At 75.8% G+C, this 18653-nt stretch carries 21 protein-coding genes and 1 tRNA gene; 12 read left to right on the top strand and 10 right to left on the bottom strand.

The genetic code is table 11. The features are described from left to right. The first annotated feature begins 45 nt into the window (after window positions 1-45). On the top strand, window positions 46-1011 hold the full coding sequence (locus ACQP60_RS05110; protein ID WP_429729042.1) for an aldo/keto reductase: 966 nt from the start codon (window positions 46-48) through the stop codon (window positions 1009-1011). Here ACQP60_RS05110 and ACQP60_RS05105 read toward each other — a convergent pair. Further along, the gene (locus ACQP60_RS05105; protein WP_429729040.1) at window positions 993-1352 is read right to left on the bottom strand and encodes a primosomal protein; all 360 of its coding nucleotides are present in this window, start codon (window positions 1350-1352) and stop codon (window positions 993-995) included. The two genes, ACQP60_RS05110 and ACQP60_RS05105, sit on opposite strands and share 19 nt — an antisense overlap. A gap of 74 nt (window positions 1353-1426) precedes the next feature. Here ACQP60_RS05105 and ACQP60_RS05100 point away from each other — a divergent pair, with 74 nt between their 5' ends. After that, entirely contained in the window at window positions 1427-1678 is a 252-nt protein-coding gene (locus tag ACQP60_RS05100) for a DUF5703 family protein (protein ID WP_429729038.1), read from the top strand. Window positions 1679-1705: 27 nt separating this feature from the next. Then, window positions 1706-2491, top strand: coding sequence for a fructosamine kinase family protein (locus ACQP60_RS05095; RefSeq protein ID WP_429729036.1), 786 nt, complete (start codon window positions 1706-1708; stop codon window positions 2489-2491). Window positions 2492-2542: 51 nt separating this feature from the next. Here ACQP60_RS05095 and ACQP60_RS05090 read toward each other — a convergent pair whose 3' ends face one another. Beyond that, window positions 2543-3898, bottom strand: a complete 1356-nt coding sequence (locus ACQP60_RS05090) for a M20/M25/M40 family metallo-hydrolase (RefSeq protein ID WP_429729034.1) — start codon at window positions 3896-3898, stop codon at window positions 2543-2545. A gap of 103 nt (window positions 3899-4001) precedes the next feature. Between ACQP60_RS05090 and ACQP60_RS05085 the strand changes: the two genes are divergently transcribed. Beyond that, on the top strand, window positions 4002-5306 hold the full coding sequence (locus ACQP60_RS05085; protein ID WP_429729032.1) for a lytic polysaccharide monooxygenase: 1305 nt from the start codon (window positions 4002-4004) through the stop codon (window positions 5304-5306). Window positions 5307-5324: 18 nt separating this feature from the next. On the opposite strand, the gene ACQP60_RS05080 is transcribed toward ACQP60_RS05085, so the two are convergent. The 3 genes from ACQP60_RS05080 to ACQP60_RS05070 all read right to left on the bottom strand — a co-directional run bounded on the left by ACQP60_RS05080 (window position 5325) and on the right by ACQP60_RS05070 (window position 9067). Continuing rightward, window positions 5325-6983 (bottom strand): ABC-F family ATP-binding cassette domain-containing protein, encoded by a 1659-nt coding sequence (locus ACQP60_RS05080; RefSeq protein ID WP_429729030.1) that lies wholly within the window; start codon window positions 6981-6983, stop codon window positions 5325-5327. A gap of 258 nt (window positions 6984-7241) precedes the next feature. Beyond that, window positions 7242-7841 (bottom strand): GNAT family N-acetyltransferase, encoded by a 600-nt coding sequence (locus ACQP60_RS05075; RefSeq protein ID WP_429729028.1) that lies wholly within the window; start codon window positions 7839-7841, stop codon window positions 7242-7244. 38 nt (window positions 7842-7879) lie between these two features. Then, window positions 7880-9067: an AI-2E family transporter gene (locus ACQP60_RS05070; protein WP_429729026.1), complete on the bottom strand. Its 1188-nt coding sequence runs from the start codon at window positions 9065-9067 to the stop codon at window positions 7880-7882. Window positions 9068-9257: 190 nt separating this feature from the next. On the opposite strand from ACQP60_RS05070, the gene ACQP60_RS05065 reads away from it, so the two are divergent. Continuing rightward, window positions 9258-10094 carry a CYTH domain-containing protein gene (locus ACQP60_RS05065; protein ID WP_429729024.1) on the top strand — a complete coding sequence of 279 codons (837 nt, stop codon included), beginning with the start codon at window positions 9258-9260 and terminating at the stop codon, window positions 10092-10094. Window positions 10095-10182: 88 nt separating this feature from the next. On the opposite strand, the gene ACQP60_RS05060 is transcribed toward ACQP60_RS05065, so the two are convergent. Beyond that, window positions 10183-10267 (bottom strand) — tRNA-Leu (locus tag ACQP60_RS05060). A gap of 286 nt (window positions 10268-10553) precedes the next feature. On the opposite strand from ACQP60_RS05060, the gene ACQP60_RS05055 reads away from it, so the two are divergent. Continuing rightward, window positions 10554-11381: a metal-dependent hydrolase gene (locus tag ACQP60_RS05055; protein WP_429729022.1), complete on the top strand. Its 828-nt coding sequence runs from the start codon at window positions 10554-10556 to the stop codon at window positions 11379-11381. A gap of 13 nt (window positions 11382-11394) precedes the next feature. Here the strand turns inward: ACQP60_RS05055 and ACQP60_RS05050 are convergent, their stop codons facing one another. Beyond that, window positions 11395-12288 (bottom strand): MBL fold metallo-hydrolase, encoded by an 894-nt coding sequence (locus tag ACQP60_RS05050; protein WP_429729020.1) that lies wholly within the window; start codon window positions 12286-12288, stop codon window positions 11395-11397. 218 nt (window positions 12289-12506) lie between these two features. Between ACQP60_RS05050 and ACQP60_RS05045 the strand changes: the two genes are divergently transcribed. Beyond that, window positions 12507-13418 carry a serine protein kinase RIO gene (locus ACQP60_RS05045; protein WP_429729018.1) on the top strand — a complete coding sequence of 304 codons (912 nt, stop codon included), beginning with the start codon at window positions 12507-12509 and terminating at the stop codon, window positions 13416-13418. 18 nt (window positions 13419-13436) lie between these two features. Here ACQP60_RS05045 and ACQP60_RS05040 read toward each other — a convergent pair whose 3' ends face one another. Further along, entirely contained in the window at window positions 13437-14099 is a 663-nt protein-coding gene (locus ACQP60_RS05040; RefSeq protein ID WP_429729016.1) for a hypothetical protein, read from the bottom strand. 35 nt (window positions 14100-14134) lie between these two features. On the opposite strand from ACQP60_RS05040, the gene ACQP60_RS05035 reads away from it, so the two are divergent. From ACQP60_RS05035 to ACQP60_RS05025, 3 genes are all read left to right on the top strand, one after another. After that, window positions 14135-14533 carry a hypothetical protein gene (locus ACQP60_RS05035; protein WP_429729014.1) on the top strand — a complete coding sequence of 133 codons (399 nt, stop codon included), beginning with the start codon at window positions 14135-14137 and terminating at the stop codon, window positions 14531-14533. 101 nt (window positions 14534-14634) lie between these two features. Next, on the top strand, window positions 14635-15282 hold the full coding sequence (locus tag ACQP60_RS05030) for an SRPBCC family protein (protein WP_429729012.1): 648 nt from the start codon (window positions 14635-14637) through the stop codon (window positions 15280-15282). Between the two features lie 8 nt (window positions 15283-15290). Then, a complete protein-coding gene (locus ACQP60_RS05025; RefSeq protein WP_429729010.1) occupies window positions 15291-15746 on the top strand; it encodes an ArsR/SmtB family transcription factor in 456 nt (151 codons plus the stop codon). A 13-nt stretch (window positions 15747-15759) separates the two neighbouring features. Here ACQP60_RS05025 and ACQP60_RS05020 read toward each other — a convergent pair whose 3' ends face one another. Further along, window positions 15760-16494 (bottom strand): cytochrome b/b6 domain-containing protein, encoded by a 735-nt coding sequence (locus tag ACQP60_RS05020; RefSeq protein WP_429729008.1) that lies wholly within the window; start codon window positions 16492-16494, stop codon window positions 15760-15762. Window positions 16495-16546: 52 nt separating this feature from the next. Further along, window positions 16547-17014: a hypothetical protein gene (locus ACQP60_RS05015; protein WP_429729006.1), complete on the bottom strand. Its 468-nt coding sequence runs from the start codon at window positions 17012-17014 to the stop codon at window positions 16547-16549. Window positions 17015-17254: 240 nt separating this feature from the next. On the opposite strand from ACQP60_RS05015, the gene ACQP60_RS05010 reads away from it, so the two are divergent. Further along, entirely contained in the window at window positions 17255-17800 is a 546-nt protein-coding gene (locus ACQP60_RS05010; RefSeq protein ID WP_429729005.1) for an RNA polymerase sigma factor, read from the top strand. Next, window positions 17797-18645 carry a zf-HC2 domain-containing protein gene (locus ACQP60_RS05005; protein ID WP_429729003.1) on the top strand — a complete coding sequence of 283 codons (849 nt, stop codon included), beginning with the start codon at window positions 17797-17799 and terminating at the stop codon, window positions 18643-18645. The genes ACQP60_RS05010 and ACQP60_RS05005 overlap by 4 nt, the downstream gene beginning before the upstream one ends. Window positions 18646-18653 lie beyond the last annotated feature (8 nt).

The raw sequence follows: 18653 nt of genomic DNA, 5'->3' as shown, positions 1-18653 counted from the left end.
TCACACTACCCGGACCAGCGAGGTTTCCCGGTAGCGTGGCCCGCCATGGAGCGTCGTCAGGTGGGCCGAACGGGCCTGCGCGTGTCCGAGCTCGGCCTGGGGACCATGACCTGGGGGCGGGACACCGACGACCTGGACGCGGCGGAACAGCTGCGCGACTTCGTCGACGCGGGCGGGACGCTCGTCGACACGGCCGCCACGTACGGCGACGGCGACGCGGAGCGCGTCATCGGCTCCCTGCTGGACGGGAAGGTCGCGCGCGACGACGTGGTGCTGTGCACCAAGGGCGGCGTCCGCGCCGGCCGGTCGGGCGCCCGCGTCGACGCGTCGCGGGCGGGCCTGCTCGCGGACCTCGACGCGTCCCTCGAGCGGCTCGGCACCGACCACGTCGACCTGTTCCTCGTGGCCTGCCCCGACCCGGCGACGCCGCTCGCCGAGACCGTGTCGGCGATGCGGCTCGCGGTGTCCTCCGGCCGGGCGCGCTACGTCGGCCTGTCGAACCACCCCGGCTGGGCGTCCGCGCGGGCCGCGACGCTGCTGGAGGCGGACGGCACCGGCCTGAGTGCCCTGGAGCTCGAGTACTCGCTGCTGCAGCGCGGCGCGGAGCGCGACGTCGTCCCGGCCGCCGACGCCCTCGGTCTCGGGCTGCTGGCGTGGTCGCCGCTGGGGCGCGGGGTGCTCACCGGCAAGTACCGGCGCGCGATCCCGGCGGACTCCCGCGCGGCCTCGGCGCACCTCGCCGCGTTCGTCGACCCCTACCTGGACGCGGCCGCGTCGTCCGTCGTCGAGGCCGTGGCGACCGCGGCCGACGGGCTCGGGCGGGCACCGCTCGAGGTCGCCCTCGCCTGGCTGCTCGCCCGCGACACCGTCGCGAGCGCGATCGTCGGGGCGCGGACCCCGGCCCAGCTCCGCGCGTCGCTCGCGGCCGTGGACCTCGACCTGCCGGGCGAGGTGCACGCCGCGCTCGACGACGTGTCCGCCCCGGAGATCGGCTACCCCGAGCGCTGGTAGGCCTGGCCCGGCTCGTCGACCGGTCGGCCCGCGGGCGCCCCGCCCTCGAGGTCGGTGTCCAGCTCGGCGTCGAGGTCGTCGTCCTCGTCCTCGTCGTCGTCCTCGTCGTCATCGTCGTCGTCGCTGTCGTCATCGTCGTCGCCGTCGTCGAGGAAGAACGGCGTGACCTCGGAGTAGACCTGCGCCAACGCGTCCTCGTAGACCTCGAACGCGTCGGCCAGGACCTCGTAGGCGTCGTCGACCGCGGGGTCGTCGTCACCCCTGCGGGTCGACACCGCGTGGTAGTGGGCCTCGAGCGCGGCGACGAAGCGGTCCAGCGCGGCACGCGGGTCTGCGGTCATGCTCCGACCGTAGCGCCCCACGGGGCACAATGGGCAGACGAAAACCGCCCGCCAGCACTTCGGGAGGACAGCGGATGGCCTCGATCCCGTCGACGTCGCAGGCGGACGCGCGCTCCGGCGCGCCGTCCGCCTGGCGCAAGCACGGACAGTACGAGTACCGCGTGCTGACCATCGACCGGGGCACCAGCGTCCCCGACGCGCGCAAGATGCTCACCGAGGAGGCCGAGTACGGCCGGTGGGAGCTGGCACGCACCCGTCTCTACATCGGCGGCGAGCGCCGGGTGTGGCTGCGCCGCAAGATCATCAAGGTCAGCGCCACGTTCTGACCCGCCGGGACGGGCACGAGCACCGCGATGGCCGACGTCTTCCGCAAGTCCCGGTCCCACGCGCCGCCGGGGTTCTTCGCCACCGAGGCTGCCGGGCTGCGCTGGCTCGGCGTGCCCGGCGGCCCGCGCGTCGCCCGCGTGCTCGCGCAGGGCCCGGAGCACCTCGACCTGGAACGCGTCGACCCGGCGCGGCCCACGCCCGACGCCGCGCGCGACCTCGGCCGCCGCCTCGCCGTCCTGCACGGCGCGGGCGCCGCGGGGTTCGGCGTCCTCCCGCCCGGCGCCGAGCGTGGGTACTTCGGCCCGCTCGACGACCCCCTGCCGCTGGCGGCGGGGACGTGGGGCGACTGGCCCGCGTTCTACGCGCACGCCCGGCTGCGCCCCATCGTGGCGCAGGGCCGGGAGCGCGGCGTGCTCACGGCGCGGGACGCGGCCGCCGTCGAGCGGGTGTGCGGGCGGCTCGGCCGCCTCGCGGGCCCCGCGGCGCGCGAGGCGCCCGCCCGGGTGCACGGCGACCTGTGGTCGGGGAACGTGCTGTGGTCGCGCGGACCGGCCGGGTCGGCGGAGGCGGTGCTCATCGATCCGGCCGCCCACGGCGGGCACCGGGAGGCCGACCTCGCCATGCTCGCGCTCTTCGGGGCACCGCACCTGGACGCGATCCTCGCGGCCTACGACGCCGCCCGGCCCCTCGCCCCCGGGTGGCGCGAGCGGGTGCCGCTGCACCAGCTGTACCCGCTCGCCGTGCACGCCGTGCTGTTCGGCGGAGGGTACGTCGAGCAGACCCGCCACCTGCTCGCCCACCTGGGCGGCTGACGACGGCCGACGACGGCGGACGACGGCGGACGACGGCGGACGACGGCGTGGTCAGCAGTCGCGCAGCAGGCGGTCCAGCACGCGCGTGCCGAAGCGCAGCGACTCGACCGGCACCCGCTCGTCGACGCCGTGGAACATCCCGGAGAAGTCGAGGTCGGCGGGCAGGCGCAGCGGCGCGAACCCGTACCCCGTGATGCCCAGCCGGGACAGCGACTTGTTGTCCGTGCCGCCGGACAGCGTGTACGGCAGCACCGCGGCCCCCGGGTCCTCCGCGAGGAGCGAGGCGACCATCGAGTCCACGAGGTCCCCGGAGAACGGCACCTCGAGCGCGGTGTCGGTGTGGATCGGCTCGACCCGCACGGCCGGACCGGCCAGCTCGCGCAGCGTCGCCATCCCCTCCTCCTCGTGCCCCGGCAGCAGGCGCACGTCGACGGTGGCCTCGGCGCGGCCGGGGATGACGTTCGCCTTGTAGCCGGCGTCCAGCTGCGTCGGGTTGGACGTGTGCCGCACGGTGGCGCCCACGAACCTGGCGGCCGGGCCCAGCGCCGCGACGAGCGCGTCCACCGCGGCGGGGTCCTCGCCGTCGAACGGCAGCCCGGTGAGGTCGGACACCCCGCGCAGCAGCTTCTCCACCGTCGGGGTGAGCGTGTACGGCCACGGGTGCTGCCCGATCCGCGCGACCGCCGCCGCGAGCTCGGTCACGGCGTTCTCCGTGTTGACCTGCGAGCCGTGCCCGGCGCGCCCGTCGGCCACGAGCCGCAGCCACGCGAGGCCCTTCTCCGCCGTCTGCAGCAGGTAGGCGCGCCGTCCGTCGACCTCCACGGAGAACCCGCCCACCTCGCTGATCGCCTCGGTGGCGCCCTCGAAGAGCTCGGGCCGGTGCCGCACGGCCCACTGCGCGCCGCGCACGCCGCCCGCCTCCTCGTCGGCGAAGAAGGCGACCACGACGTCGCGCGCGGGGCGCCGGCCCTCGCGGACCATCTGCCGCACGACCGCCAGGATCATCGCGTCCATGTCCTTCATGTCGACGGCGCCGCGGCCCCACAGCAGGCCGTCGATCTCCTCGCCGGCGAACGGGTCGACCGACCAGTCGCCGGCGGCCGCGGGCACGACGTCGGTGTGCCCGTGCAGCACCAGCGCGGGGCGGGACCGGTCGGCGCCCTCGAGCCGCGTCACGACCGACGTGCGGCCGGGCTCGGACTCGAACAGCTCCACCTCGAGCCCCACCTCGGTGAGCAGCCCGGCGACGAGCTCCGCCGCCTTCCGCTCCCCCGGCCCCTCGCCGTTGCCGTAGTTGGACGTGTCGATCCGCAGCAGGTCGCGGCAGATCCCCACGACCTCCTGCTCGGCGGTGGGGTGCTTGGTGGAGGGCGTGCTCGGGCGCGGGGCGAGGGGCTGGGACGTCACCCCGCCACCGTACCGGCGCCCGCGGGCGAAACGTTTAGCCGGGGTGACGGCGTCCGCACCGTGGACCACCGTCGGTCGCACGACCTCAAGGAGGAGGACCATCATGCGAAGACTCGCGGCATCCCTCGCGGCCACCGTGCTGGCCGCCGTCGGCCTCGTGGCCGTCGTCGGACAGCCGGCGGCCGCCCACGGGGCCGAGGTGTTCCCCGGCTCCCGGCAGTACCTGTGCTGGGTGGACGCGCAGACCCCGAACGGGCAGCTCGACCCGTCGAACCCTGCCTGCGCGGACGCGCTCGCCGAGAGCGGGCCCAACGCGTACTACAACTGGTTCGGCAACCTCGACTCGAACGGCGCCGGGCGCACCGAGGGCTACATCCCGGACGGGACCATCTGCTCCGGCGGCGACCGCGGCCCGTACGACTTCTCCGCCTTCAACGCGCCGCGCACCGACTGGCCGACGACGCACCTCACCGCCGGCGCCACGTACGAGTTCCAGCACAACAACTGGGCCGAGCACCCCGGCCGGTTCGACGTCTACGTGACGAAGGAGGGCTTCGACCCGACCCAGCCGCTGGGCTGGTCCGACCTCGAGCTGATCGACTCGGTGACGGACCCGCCGGACACCGGCGGCCCGGGCGGCGACAACTACTACTACTGGGACGTCACGCTGCCCGCCGACCGCACGGGCCTGCACATCGTGTTCACGCACTGGGTGCGCTCGGACAGCAGCGAGAACTTCTACAGCTGCTCGGACGTGGCGTTCGACGGCGGCGACGGGGAGGTCACCGGCATCGGCGACGGCACGGGGCCCGTCGACCCGCCCGACGCCTGCCCGGACGAGGCGCCGGGCACGCCGCTCGGCGACCTCTCGGCCAGCGCGATCACCGCCACCTCGGCCCACGTCATGTGGGGCGCGGGGACGACGGGGTGCGTCACCGGGTACGACGTCGTCGACCCGGCGACGGGCGACGTCCTGGCGTCCACCGACGGAGCGCCGATGGTCGACGTGACCGGGTTGGAGCCCGAGACCGCCTACACCGTCGCGGTCCGGGCCCGCAACGACCACACCGGGGCGGTGTCCGCCCTCACCGACGCGGTGTCGTTCACCACGCTCGCCGAGGGCACGACACCCACCGACGGCGCCTGCACCGCCACCTTCTCCACGACCACCACGTGGGCGGGCGGCTACCAGGGCGAGGTCGTGGTCACGGCCGGCGACGCCGGCGTCGACGGCTGGCGGGTCGCCGCCGACGGCATCACCACGTCGAACGTCTGGGGCGGCGAGCTCACCGACGGTGTCATCACCCCCGCCGCGTGGAACGCCACGCTCGGCGCGGGACAGAGCACCACGGTGGGCTTCATCGGCACCGGGACGGCCCCGGCGGACGGCGAGCTCGCCTGCTCCTGACCCGTCCTGGGCGTCCGGTCACGCGCCGGGAGCGCGACGGTCGGTCGGCAGCAGCCGGCCGTCGCGCTCCAGCCGCAGCTCGGCGTCGAGGCCGAGCCGGTCGAGGAACGCCCGGTCGTGGCTCACGACCAGCAGCGCGCCGCGGTACGCGGCCAGCGCCTGCACCAGCTGGTCCGTGCTCGCGATGTCGAGGTTGTTCGTGGGCTCGTCGAGCACGAGGAGCTGCGCCGGCGGGTCGGCCAGCAGCAACCGCGCCAGCGCGACGCGGAACCGCTCGCCGCCGGACAGGGTCGCCACGGGCCGGCCCACCTGGTCGCCCCGCACGAGGAACCGCGCCAGCCGGTTGCGCAGCTCCCCGGGCGCGACGTCGGGGGCGCCGGCGCGGACCGCGTCGAGCACCGTCTGGTCGTCGTCCAGCACGTCGAGCCGCTGCGGCAGGTAGCCCACCCGGTCGGTGAGCGCCTCAGCGACCGCGCCCATCCCGACGGCGTCCGCCCCGTCGGCGCCCACGGGGGCCGCGCCCACGAGCCGCTCCAGCAGCGTCGTCTTGCCGACGCCGTTGGGGCCGGTCAGCGCCACGCGCTCCGGCCCGGCGATCACGACCTCGCGCCCATCGGTGCCGCGCAGCACGGCGAGCCGGCGCCCGGCGGGGACGTCCGGGTCGGGCAGGTCGACCACGATGCGGGCGTCGTCGCGCACCGCGAGCCCGGCGGCCTCGACGGCCGCGCGGGCGTCGGCCTCCTTCCCGGCGGCCTGGCCGCGTCGGGCGGCCTGCGACTTCTCGGCGGAGTTGCGCCGGTCGTTGATCTGCGCCTTGACGTAGCGCCGCTCGACGACGTCGGTGCGGCCGCGGCGCTCGGAGTGCGCGATGCGCTCCTCGGCCTTGATTCGCTCGCGCTTCTCGCGGCGCAGCACCTGCTCGGCGTCGCGCAGCGCGGCGCGGGCGGCCTCCTGCTGCGCGGCCAGGTGCTCCTCGTACTGCGCGTAGGTGCCGCCGTAGGTGGTGAGCGAGCCCGTGCGCAGCTCGGCCGTCTCGTCGACGAGCTCGAGCAGCTCCCGGTCGTGGGACACGACGACGAGCGCCCCGCGCCACGTGCGCACGATCTCGTGCAGCCGCTCGCGGGCGTCGCCGTCGAGGTTGTTCGTGGGCTCGTCCAGGAGCGCGACGTCCGCGCCGCGCAGGCGCACGCCGGTGACGGCCACGAGCATCGCCTCGCCGCCCGAGAGGGTGCCGACGGGGCGGTCGAGGACGCCGCCGTCGGCCGGGAGCCCCGTGCCGGCGAGCTCGGCGATCGCCCGCTCCTCGACGTCCCAGCCGTCGCCGACGACGTCGAACAGCGCGGCGAGCCGGTCCTCGGGCACGTCGCCGGAGGTGATGGCGCGCACCGCGTCGACGACGTCGCGCACGCCCAGGAGGTCGGCGACCGTGGCGTGGGTGTCGAGGGTGAGGCGCTGCGGGAGGTAGTCCGCGACGCCGGAGACGCTGATCGAGCCGGACGTCGGGCGCAACCGGCCCGCGACGAGCCGCAGCAGGGTGGACTTCCCCGCGCCGTTGAGGCCGACGAGGCCGGTGCGGCCACGCGAGAACGCTCCGGACACGCCGGCGACGGGGGTGGCCCCGTCGGGCCAGGAGAAGGTGAGGTCGTGCAGGACGACGGAGGGGTGAGCAGCGGGCACGGAGGACTCCAGCGGTGCGGGAACGGCGGACGGCGGGTGCGTCGACGCCGCTCCCTCGGCCTGGCACTCGGGCGTGCCGGCGGGGAGCCTCGGGGTCGACGCGTCAGGCGGTCGTCCGGGTGCCCGTCATCGCTTTGCTGTGCCTCTCGTCCTGGAGCCGTCCCCTCTCACGCGCGGCGGAGGCCGCGGGGACGGCGTCGACGATGTCACGTCGTCGCGCCCCGCGGCAACCCGAAACGCCGGACCGGCCCGTCGCGGTCAGGCCGAGGGGGCCTCCGCCGGCCACGGCTCGCTCGGCTCACGCGGGTCCTCCGGCAGCAGCGAGCCGACCCACGAGTCGTGCCGCGCGCCGCGCTGCAGCCCGAACCGGCGCAGGGTGCCCTCGTAGCGGAACCCGAGCTTCCACGCGACGCGGCGTGACGGCCAGTTGCCCACGTACGCCAGCCAGTGTGCCCGTGCGAGGCCGAGCCCCTCCGGGTCGAGCGCCCAGTCCACGACGAGGCGCGCCGCCTCCGTCGTCAGGCCCCGGCCCCGCGCGTCCGGGGCGCACCAGTAGCCGAGCTCACCCATCCGGTCCGTGCCCGGCACGCCCTCGCACGTCATCCCCACCATGCCCCGCACCGGCCCGTCGGAGTCGCCGGGGTCGCGGACCGCCCAGGTGAAGCTCGTCTCCTGGGCCCAGCCGTCGGCCACCATCCCCGTGACGAAGCCCTCGGCGTCGGCGCGCGTGTACGGCGACGGCACCGTGGTCCACCGCGCGATGGCGGGGTCAGCGCAGATCTCGGCGATGCGGTCGACGTCGGCGCCGGTCGGGACGGACAGGCGGACGCGGTCGGTGGCGAGGACGAACGGCTCCATCGGGGCATCGTGGCACGCCGGGGCCGACGGCCTCATCGCTATTTGTCCGGAGTCTCCCCGGACCCCTGGGCGCCGGCGCCCGCCGCACCGTCGCCGTCCGGCGGGGTGACGATCGGGGCCACGGCGAGCGGCCTGTCGCCCGGCCCGGACGACTCGTCGAGCTCGGGATGCGGCCGGTCGCCCCGCAGCGTGGAGAAGACCGTCCACGCCACCGCCATGAGCGGGACCGCGATGATGGCGCCGAGGATGCCGGCGAGCACGGTGCCGGCGGTGACGCCGAGGCCGATGACGAGCGGGTGCAGCGCGACCTGCTTGCCCATGATCAGCGGCTGCAGCACGTGCCCCTCGAGCTGGCCGATGAGCGCGATGCCGATCGTGACGATGAGCGCCGTGACGAACCCGTTGGCCGCGAGCGCGACGACGGCCGCGATGATCATCGCCAGCGGCGCGCCGATCAGCGGGATGAAGGCGCCGATGAAGACCAGCACGGCCAGCGGCGCCGCGAGCGGCACCCCGAGGATGGTCAGCAGGATGAACGCCAGCACGCCGTCGACGAAGGCGATGATCACGGTGCCGCGGGCGTAGCCGGAGAAGCTGTACCAGCCCGCACCGGCCGCCGCCTGCCACCGGCTGCGGTGCTCCTCGGGGATCTGGCCCAGGAACCAGCGCCACATCTTGCCGCCCGACGCGACGAAGAAGACCGTGCAGAAGATGGACAGGGCGAAGATCGCGAAGCCCTCGAAGACCGAGCCCGCGCTCTGCGCCGCCTGGCTGACCAGGGAGTCGGCGTTGTCGGCGATCCACTGCCGCCCCTGGTCGATCCACTCGTTGATCTGGTCGCCGGTCACGGACAGCCCGAACGGCCCGCTCTCCACGTAGGTGAGGATCTGCTGCACGCCGGTGTCGAACTGGCCGGCGAGCTGCTCCCACTGCCCCGCGACCGACGCGACCACGTACGTGAGCAGGCCGCCCAGCACCAGGAACGCGCTGAGGATCGCGAGCGCGGTGGCCAGCGCGCGCGGCATGACCTTGGCGTAGAAGTCCGCGACGGGGTTGAGGACCGAGGCGAACACCAGCCCGAGGAACACCGCGATGAAGACGAGCTGCACCTGCACCGTCGCCCAGAACACGAGCGCGACGGCCGCGGTCAGGGCGATGAGTCGCCACGACCAGCCGGCCGACGTCCGCAGCCAGGCGGGGACGTTCTCGCTCGTGCGCTTCGCCACCCGTGCGCTCCTCTCGCCGTTCGTCCGTCCAGTCTGCCGCACCTCGCCCGCCCGTCGTGGGAGGTCGACGCGCGCCGGCCGCCGGGTGAATTCCCTGGTGAAGTCCTCGCGCCCGGGCGGGGGCCGGTGCGTGGCGGGCGCCGTCGCCCGACGATGGAGGCACGTGGCCCGGCGACAGGAGGAGCCCATCATGGTCGGGACGTCCCCGCAGTCCGACGGCACTCTCGAGCCGGCGGCGCCGCCGGCGTCGGCCGCCATGCCCGTGCACGCGTCCGTGCCCGCGTACGACGCCGAGACGCTCGCCGCCGTCCTCGCCGTGCTCCCGGACGTCGACGCCGTGGAGCTGAAGCTCACCGTGCCCGGGGCGGACCACCGCCGGGTGCTCGACCGGCTCGGGATCGACGCGCTCGACTCGACCATCCGCCAGGTCGCCTTCCTCGACACGCCCGCGCTCGACCTGTCCGCCGCCGGGCTCGTCGTCCGCGCCCGGCGCACGCAGCGCAAGGACGGCGACCTCACCGTGAAGGTGCGACCGATGCTGCCGGCGGACGTCCCCGGCCGCGCGCGGCGGTCCGCCGGCTTCAAGGTGGAGGTGGACGCGTCGCCCGCCGGGTTCACCTGCTCGTGCTCGTCGACGCGGCGGCTGCCCGACGGCGACGTCCGCGCCCTGCTGGACGACGTCGGCCGCCTCGACGGCCTGCTCGACCGCACGCAGCGCTCGCTGCTCGAGCCCCGGCTCCCGGGCGGCGTCGGGCTCGGCGACCTGCGCGTGCTGGGCCCCACCACCCTGCTCAAGGCCCGGTTCGACCCCGCGGGGCTGCCCCGCCGCATGACGGCCGAGCTGTGGTTCCTGCCCGACGGCGACCGCATCCTCGAGCTGTCGACCAAGGCGGCGCCGGGCGCGGCCTTCCAGGCCGCGGCGGAGACGAAGGTGTTCCTCGCGAGCCGGGGCGTCGACCTCGGCGCGCCGCAGGAGACCAAGACCCGTGCGGCGCTCGCCGCGTCCGCCGCCCGCCACGACGTGTGACGTAGGGCACCCGGGCACAAGAGAAGCGGGCACGAAAAAGCCCCCGGGTTGTGGACCCCGGGGGCTTTTTCGTCGCTGTCTCAACGAGTGTCCGGAGGGGGACTTGAACCCCCACGCCCGATAAAGGGCACTAGCACCTCAAGCTAGCGCGTCTGCCATTCCGCCACCCGGACGAGTGGACCTCGACAGCGCCTCGGCGCCGTCTCGGTGCGGGGAAAAACATAGCACGGCGGGGGCGGGCTCTCGCAAACCGCGACGACGCCGCGCTGGTCGCAGGGCCGGTCGCAGGGCCGGTCGCACCGCCGGTCCCTGGTTCGGTCATAGCGCTGGTCACAGGCGTGGTCACCGGTCCGCGCGTCGGCGGCGACGTGTAGCGTCCTGCCCGGCCCGGACCAACCGGTCAAGGGTGAGGAACGGGACGGGCGGCCGGCGGCCGCCGAGACGGGAGCGCCGCAGGTCATGATGGGTGGGCACCACGCCGCATCGGGAGCGGCCGCCTGGGTCGCGGTCACGTCGACGGCGCCGTTCGCGTTCGGCTGGCACCCGGTCTCCGAGGTCGGGGTGATGACCGGGGCGCTGGTCTGCGCGGGCGCCGCGCTGTTGCCCGACGCCGACCACCACAGCGGCACCATCGCGCACTCGCTGCCCCCGGTCTCCGAGGGCGTCTCGAAGTTCGTCGCGACCGTGTCCGGCGGCCACCGCAACGGCACGCACTCCATCCTGGGCATCGCGGTCTTCACCGCGATCGCGTGGGTGATGGGCATGGTCTCGATCAGCACCGAGGCGTTCGGCGAGGTGCTGGTCGGCCCCGGCATCATGGCGGTCCTGCTCATCGCGTTCGCCCTGCGCGCGTGGAAGGTCACCGGCGGCAGGCGCTGGTGGAACTGGACGCTGTCGCTGCTCCTCGCCGCGTGCGTGGCGGTCTTCGCGCCCGAGGAGTGGAACTGGATGCCGCTGGCCGTCGCCCTCGGCTGCACGGTCCACGTGCTCGGCGACCTCGTCACCACCGCCGGCGTCCCCCTCCTGTGGCCGCTGAAGTTCCGCTCCCCCTACTGGGTGCGGCGCTACCGGGTGCTGCCCTTCGACGACGTGTGGCGCGACGGCGGCAACCTCTCGCTGCCGATCCTCGGCGACGCCGGGTCGTGGCGGGAGTGGCTCGTCATGACGCCGGTCAGCCTCTACGCCGTCGGCGGGGTGGCGTGGGCCGGCCTGGGGCAGATGGGTTTCGACACGCAACCGGTGTGGGAGCAGGTCGCGGCCGCCTGGGCCGGCGCGTTCGGCGGCTGACCGGCGCCCCGCGTCAGCGCGCCACGCCCACGGCGGCGCGCAGCCGGCCGTCCTCCGCCGCCGCGCCGGGCAGGTCCAGGCGCGGGTCGTCGGCCGCGCGCCCGGACAGGACGGCGTCCAGGTAGCGGCGGTCCGCGTCGAGGCGAGCCACGGCGTCCGCCGTCGGGGTCCCGTGCCCCGGCACGACGACGGCGCACGCGGCCGCGTACGGCGCCAGCCGGTCCAGCCCGGCCAGGTAGCGCTCGACGGCGCGGGCCGCGCCCTCGACGCCCTCGACGCCCTCCACACCCTGGCCCCGCGCTCCGTCGCCCGTGATCTCGTCGAGCGGCAGGGGGAGCTCGACGTCGCTCAGCACGTCCCCCGCCACAAGCACACGGCTGCGCGGCAGCCAGAGCGCGCCGTGCCCGGGGGCGTGGCCGTCGTGGACCACGAGCCGGGTCGGCGGCAGGACGGCGTCCGGGTCGGGGATGCCGCGCTCGGGCGCCGGGACGGGCGCGACGCGACCGAGCAGCTCGAGCACCTCGGCCGGGTGGTCCGCTCCCCCGTACCTCGCGGCGTCGGCCCGCGCCTCCGCCAGCAGCCGCGGGCGCTTCCACCGGGCGACCCGCGCCGCCCCCGCCGTGGCCCAGCGCGGCACGTCGGAGCCGAGCCGCGGGTGCCACAGCAGGTGGTCGTGGTGCGCGTGCGTCGCGTACCCGGCGACGACACGCCCGCCGCGGGCGTCCACCTCGTCGGCGACCGCCACGAGCTCGTCGGGCTCCCACGCGGGGTCGACGAGCAGCGCCGCGCGCCCTCCACCGTCGGGGGGAGCGAGCACCACCGTCGTCGTGGTGCGCAGCCGCCGCGCGGTGCGGACCAGGACGTCCTCGGTCCCGCGCGACCCCGTGACCACCGGCACGAACCCCATGCCCGCACCCTACGGACGAAAAAGACGTGGACCGCCCCGGCCGCCCCCTGCCATGCTCCCGCAGGCGGCACGCGAACGGCGCGGGCCAGCACGTGAAGGAGGGCAGACCGATGGACGACGTCGTCATGCGCGCCCTCCCGGACACCTTCCGGCGGGCGGACCTCACCCGATCCTGAGGGGCCCGAGACCGAGCTCCTCGAGCTGAGCAGGAGTCTCGCGTGCACCAGCACACCCCCTCGTCCTTCCCCTTCTCCCCCGCCTCCTCCCTCGGTTCGCCCGAGGCCGGCCTCGGCGCCGAGCCCCTCGTGGAGCCCGGCCCCGACCAGCGATGGTCCACCTGGACGTCCGTCACCAAGGGCCAGCGCGGCCCCGAGCCGCGGCCCGACTGGGTGGTCACCGCCGACGCCGCGCTCGACACCGAGCTCGGCGTGCTCAAGACCGGCAAGGAGGCGGACGTCTTCCTCGTCGAGCGCGCCGTGCCCGACGACCCCACCCGGCGCAGCCTGCTGGCCGCCAAGCGGTACCGCGGCCGCGACCACCGCCAGTTCCACCGCGACGGCGAGTACACCGACGGGCGGCGCGTGCGCCGCACCCGCGACCAGCGCGCCATCGAGGACCGCAAGTCCTCCTGGGGCAAGGCGGTCGCCGCGACCCAGTGGGCGGACGCCGAGTTCCTCGCGCTCTCGCGCCTGTGGGACGCCGGCGCCCCCGTGCCCTACCCCGTGCAGATCGACGGCACGGAGCTGCTGCTCGAGTTCGTCGGCCACGAGGCGGCGGACGGCACCGTCGAGGCGGCGCCGCGGCTCGCCCGCACCCGGCCCGCCCCCGCGGCCCTCGCGGACTGGTTCGACCAGCTGCGGCACGGGATGGGCGTCATCGCGCGGCTCGGGTGGGCGCACGGCGACCTGTCGCCGTACAACATCCTCGTGGACGGCCTCGGCGACGGGGCCGACGACGGCGGGCGGCTCGTGATCATCGACCTGCCCCAGGTCGTGGACCTCGTGGCCAACCCGTTCGGCGCCGACCTGCTGCACCGCGACTGCCGCAACGTGTGCACGTGGTTCACGGCGCGCGGCCTCGACGTCGACCCCGACGAGCTGTTCGCGGACGTCTTCGCGCAGGCCTGGTGAGCGCCTCCGAGGACGCCGTCAGCCGCCCAGACCGACGGAGTTGTCCGGGGCGCCGTCGCCGGGCGGGAGGTCGCCGCGCTCGGTGGGCGGGCTCGGGTCCCGCGGCGTCCCCTCCACGAGCGCGGTGAGCTCCGCGCTCGTGGGGACGCGGACGTTCGCGGCCGCCTCGCGCAGGGCGTCGTGGTCGGCGGCGCTCCCCGAGACGCGCACGAGGACGCCGTCGCGCACGACCGCGTACTCCTCGCCCTCCCCCGCCGTCCGCCGGAACGCGCCGTCCTCCTCGACGCACGTCACCGGGCCGTTGGACGCCTCCCCGCCGACGCCCAGGACCGGCGTCGTCGCGCAGTCCGCCGCGGACATCGAGCCGCCGACGGCCGAGAGCATGAACGCCCGCCCGCCCTCGCTGCTGAAGTGCAGGGAGAACCCGTCGGCCCCGTAGGCCCCGGCCGCAATCGGCACCGCCGCGAACCCGTCGGCCGAGGTCGTGAGCACGTACCTCGGCGACGAACCCCACGCCTCGGCCGCCGCGGCGATCTCGCCCTCGCTCGCGGGGCCGTCGGACGCGCCGGCGCCGGGACCGCCGGTCAGGCCGGCGCACGCGCTCACGGCGAGGCACACGGTCGCGCTCACGGTCAGGGCGACGACGGCGGGCAGGGGGCCTCGCGCGTGACGACGGCTCATGAGCGCTGATGATGCCACGGGGCTACCGTGAACGGATGGCGGATCCGACGGGCTCGTACGACGGCGAGGCGCTCGCCTCCTTCCTCGCGGACCTGGGCCTGGTGCTCGGGGCGGAGGACCTCGAGGCGGTCACCGACCGCTACGACCTGCCCGCCCTCTTCGTCGCTCAGGAGGGTTCGGCCGTCCTCACGTCCCCCGAGGAGGTCCTCGACCTGTCGAGGCAGCGGCCGGCCGCCGCGCGGGCGCGGGACGCGGTCGCGGTGCTGCCGGAGCTCATCGCCGTCGAGGAGGTCGGCTGGGCCCTGCTCTGGGTCGAGGTCCGCTGGTCCTATCGGGACGAGCTCGCGGCAGAGATCGCCGAGGAGAGGTGCCGCTACCTCCTGCGGCGCGGTCGAGGGACCTTCGACGTCTGCGTCGTCGCTCCCCTGGACTGATCCTTCTCGCCTCTTCCCCCCGGGCTCCCCCGCATGGTTCTATATAAGTGTCCACTTATATCAAGCCCTGGAAACCACACCAGGAATCGAGGAGGGCCGTCATGACCATCACCATCGACCCGGTCGCCACCACGGGGCTCGTGACGCGGGAGATCCGCACCGGGGAGCGGGACGGCGCGCCCACGAAGATCGCCGTCGCCCGCCGCGCGTACCCCACGGACCGCGCCGACCTGTGGGACGCCGTCACCTCCGCGGAACGCATCCCCCGCTGGTTCCTGCCGGTCAGCGGTGACCTCGCCGTCGGCGGGCGCTACCAGCTCGAGGGCAATGCCGGCGGCACCGTCCAGCGGTGCGACGCCCCCGAGAGCTTCGCCGTCACCTGGGAGTTCGGCGGCTCCGTCTCGTGGCTCACCGTCGCCCTGACGGAGGACGGCGAGGGCACCGTCCTCGAGCTCGTGCACGAGGCCGTCGTCCCCCGGGAGCTCTGGGACCAGTACGGCCCGGGCGCCACCGGCGTCGGCTGGGACCTCGGTCTCGTGGGGCTGGGGCTGCACGTCGCGGACCCGGACGCCCCGTTCGACCCGAAGGCCGCGGAAGCCTGGTCCCTGTCCCCCGAGGGCGTCGAGTTCGCCCGCCTCGCCGCCACGGGGTGGGCCGACGCCGCGATCGCCGCCGGTGACGACCCGGACGCCGCCCGCGCCGCGGCCGAGCGCACGCTCGCCTTCTACACCACGGTGCCGGAGGCCTGATGCCGCGGGTGGGAGCAGCAGGCGCACCCGACGACGCCCCGCGCGCACCGCGGGGCCCCTTCGAGGCCCTGGGCGACCCGGTGCGTCGGCGCCTGCTCGAGCTCCTCGCGGCCGGCGAGCGGCCCGCGGGCGCGCTCGTCGACGCGCTGCGGGCCGAGACCCGCATCTCGCAGCCGGCCGTCTCGCAGCACCTGCGGGTACTGCGGGACGCGGAGCTCGTGGCCGTCCGCGCCGACGGCACCCGCCGCCTCTACGCCGTCGACGACGCCGGGCTCGACGTCGTGCGCCTCTGGCTCGCACGCTTCGGCGACCCGTTCGCCCAGCCGCTCGACGCGCTCGCGACCGAGGTCGCCCGCGGCCGGCGGTCACGACGTCGCACGGCGGACGACCCGGGTGACCGCACCGCCGCGTCGGGCTCCGGGGGGCGCGCCGGGTCGGACGACGCGGCGAGCGCGGCCGGCTGACGGCACGCCGCGGTCACTCGCCGGCCCCGTCGCGGCCACGCGCGGGGGCCGCGTCGCCGTCCTGCACCCGGTCGTCCTGGAGCCGGTCGTTCCGTGCCTGGTCGTCCCGGACCACGCCATCCCCGCCGGTCGCACGCGCCGTCCAGCCCGGCCACACGCGCTCGGCGTCGCGCACGCGCAGGTGGCCGCCTCCGTGCATCGCGCGCCACACCCCGCGGTAGCCCGGCAGGATCCCCGCCGCGATGACGACGTGCCCGACGATCACCGGCGTCACGACCCAGGTGGCGACCCGGTGCACCCGCACGAACCACACGAACGCGGGGCCGCCGCTGACCAGCACCAGCCCCACGCCGGACCCGACCAGGGCCAGCAGCGTCACGACCAGCACGAGGTTGGCCACCCGCTGGCCCGGGTCGAACCGGCCGTCGTGGTGGCCGAAGCGCCCGGTGAGCACCGCCGCGGGCCAGCGGCGGAACCAGGCGCCGTCGCCCCGGCGGTACCGGACGGACTCGCGCCAGAACGTGCGCCAGCCCCGCGCGCCCAGGACCGCGGCGAGCACCACCAGGCCGGCGAGGGCCCAGCCGGTCACGGTGTGCAGGTCGGCGTCCGAGACCCCGGTCGCGCGGGCGACCACGCTGGGGCTGCCCTCGTGCCCCAGCAGCAGCCACCACCCGGTGCCGAGCAGCACCAGCACCGTCACGTAGACGCCCGCGTGGAACCAGCGGGCCGGGCGGGGGTTGCGGTCCACGGTCGGCGGCCGGGGCCCGCCGCGTGCCGGCGACCGGGCGGCGTGCCGCGGGTCAGTACCCGGGGAGCTCATCGCCGCCACCGGTCCCGCCCGTGCCGCCCTCGCCCACCGTCACCCGGATGGACGTCTCGACGCCCGCGGGCGAGTGGTCGGCGTTGCGCAGCGAGGCGTCGATCTCGTGCTCCCCGGCGGGCAGGTCGGTGATCTCGACGCTGTCGCTCTCGACCACCTGGTACTCGGCGTCGTCCCCGTCGAAGAAGACGTGCACGTGGTGCTTGCCCGACTCCGTGGTGCCGAGCTCCTCGCTGGAGGACAGGTCGACGGTGAACGGGACCTCGACGGTAGCGCCGTCCTTCGGCGCGGTGATCTCGAGCGTCATGCCGCCGGCGCTGCCGCCGCCACCTCCACCGCCGTCGCCGCCGGCGCCGTCGTCGGAGCCGCACCCCGCGGCCAGGAGCGCCAGGACCGCGCCGCCTGCGGCCAGGCGCACCGCACGCCCGCGCCCCGGTGGCGTGGACACCTCGGGCGGGCGGAGGCTGGACGGGTCGGGACGCCGGTCGGACCGTTCGGCGGGCCGTGTGCTGGACCGTGAGCTGAACATCGTTCCTCTCCCTCCGGGCCGGGGCGACGTCGCCCGTCGCGGCCCTTCCTCGTACCGGTTCCTACGAGCCCGGGCGGCCGACGGATCTCTCCTCGCCACGATCCGGCGAGATCCGCGGACGAGAGATCCGTTCGGGGCGGTCGCCCCGTAAGGAAGGTCATGGCGGTGTCGGACGAGGCGCTCCTCGCCGGGATGGCCGCGGACGACCCGGACGCGGCCGCCGTCTTCGTGCGCCGCCACCAGGCGAAGGTGTACGGCCTGGCGCTGCTCGTGGTGGGCATCCCCGCGGTCGCGGAGGAGGTGGCCCAGGAGACGTTCGTCCGGGCGTGGCGGCACGCCGACGGCTTCGACCCGCGGCGCGGCCGGGCGACGACGTGGCTGCTCGCCATCGCACGGCACGCTGCGATCGACGTCGTACGGGTGCGACGCGACGTGCCCGTGGACCCCGTGGTCATGGCCGAGACGCTCGTCGCGCCCGACCGGCTCGCGGACCGCGTGGCGACCGGCACCTCGGTGGACGCGGCGCTCGCCCGCGTGCCGCACGAGCAGGCGACGGCGGTGGTGCTCGCGTCGGTGTTCGGGCTGAGCGGGGCCGAGGTGGCCGAACGCACCGGGGTGCCGCTGGGCACCGCCAAGACCCGCATCCGGCTGGGTCTGCGGCACCTGCGTGACGAGCTGGCGACGCTGCGGGAGGTGACGCCATGACGACCGACCGGCCGACGGGGCCGTACGACGGGCGGCACGACGGGGCGCACGACGACATGTGCGACACGCTCCGCGACGCTCTGACCGAGGTGGCCACGGGCACCGCCGACGGCGCGACCCGCGCCGCCGTGATGGACCACCTCGCGACGTGCGACACCTGCCGCGAGGAGCTCTCGGAGCTGTCGGCCGCGGCCGACGAGCTGCTGCTCCTGGCGCCGGAGCGCGAGCCGTCGGCCGACTTCGAGGGGCGGGCCCTCGCCCGGATGCCGGCCCCGGGGACGCCGAGACCCTCCGACGCGTCGCGCCCGCCCGGCTCCCGGGGGGTGCCCGGGGCGTCGTCCTCCGTCCGCCGGCATCGCGGCCGGAGTCGCGGCCGTCGTCGGGCGCTCGCCGCGGTCGCGGGCGTGGGCCTGCTCGCGGCGGGCGGGGCCGCGGTGTGGACCGCGACCGCGCCGGACCGCGAGCTGGCGGCGTCGTACCGCGAGGTGCTGGACCTCGCGGACGGGCGCTCCTTCACCGCGGCCGACCTGGTCGCCGCGGACGCCGGGCCGGGCGAGACGGCGCGCTCGGTCGGCACGGCGTTCCTCTACGACGGCGACCCGTCGTGGGCGTACGTCGTGGTCCGTGACCCCGGCGCCCAGGACGCCTACGACGTCGTGGTCACCGCGGGGCCGGACACCCGCGAGTCCCGGCTCGGGACGTGCGTCGTGCACGACGGCGCGTGCACCGCGGGCGGCGTGCTCGACGGCGACGCGAGCGACGTCACCTCCGTCCGGCTCGAGGCCCGGGACGGCACCACCTGGGCGGGCACCGGCTGGCCCGAGGGCTGGTCCCACGACTGGTGAGCGCGCGG

Origin of the sequence: Isoptericola variabilis (genome assembly GCF_050311655.1) — a bacterium.
GTDB classification, from domain to species: Bacteria; Actinomycetota; Actinomycetes; order Actinomycetales; family Cellulomonadaceae; genus Isoptericola; species Isoptericola variabilis.
The sequence above is the reverse complement of the archived record's forward strand: the minus strand, read 5'-3'. Positions and strand labels throughout refer to the sequence as shown.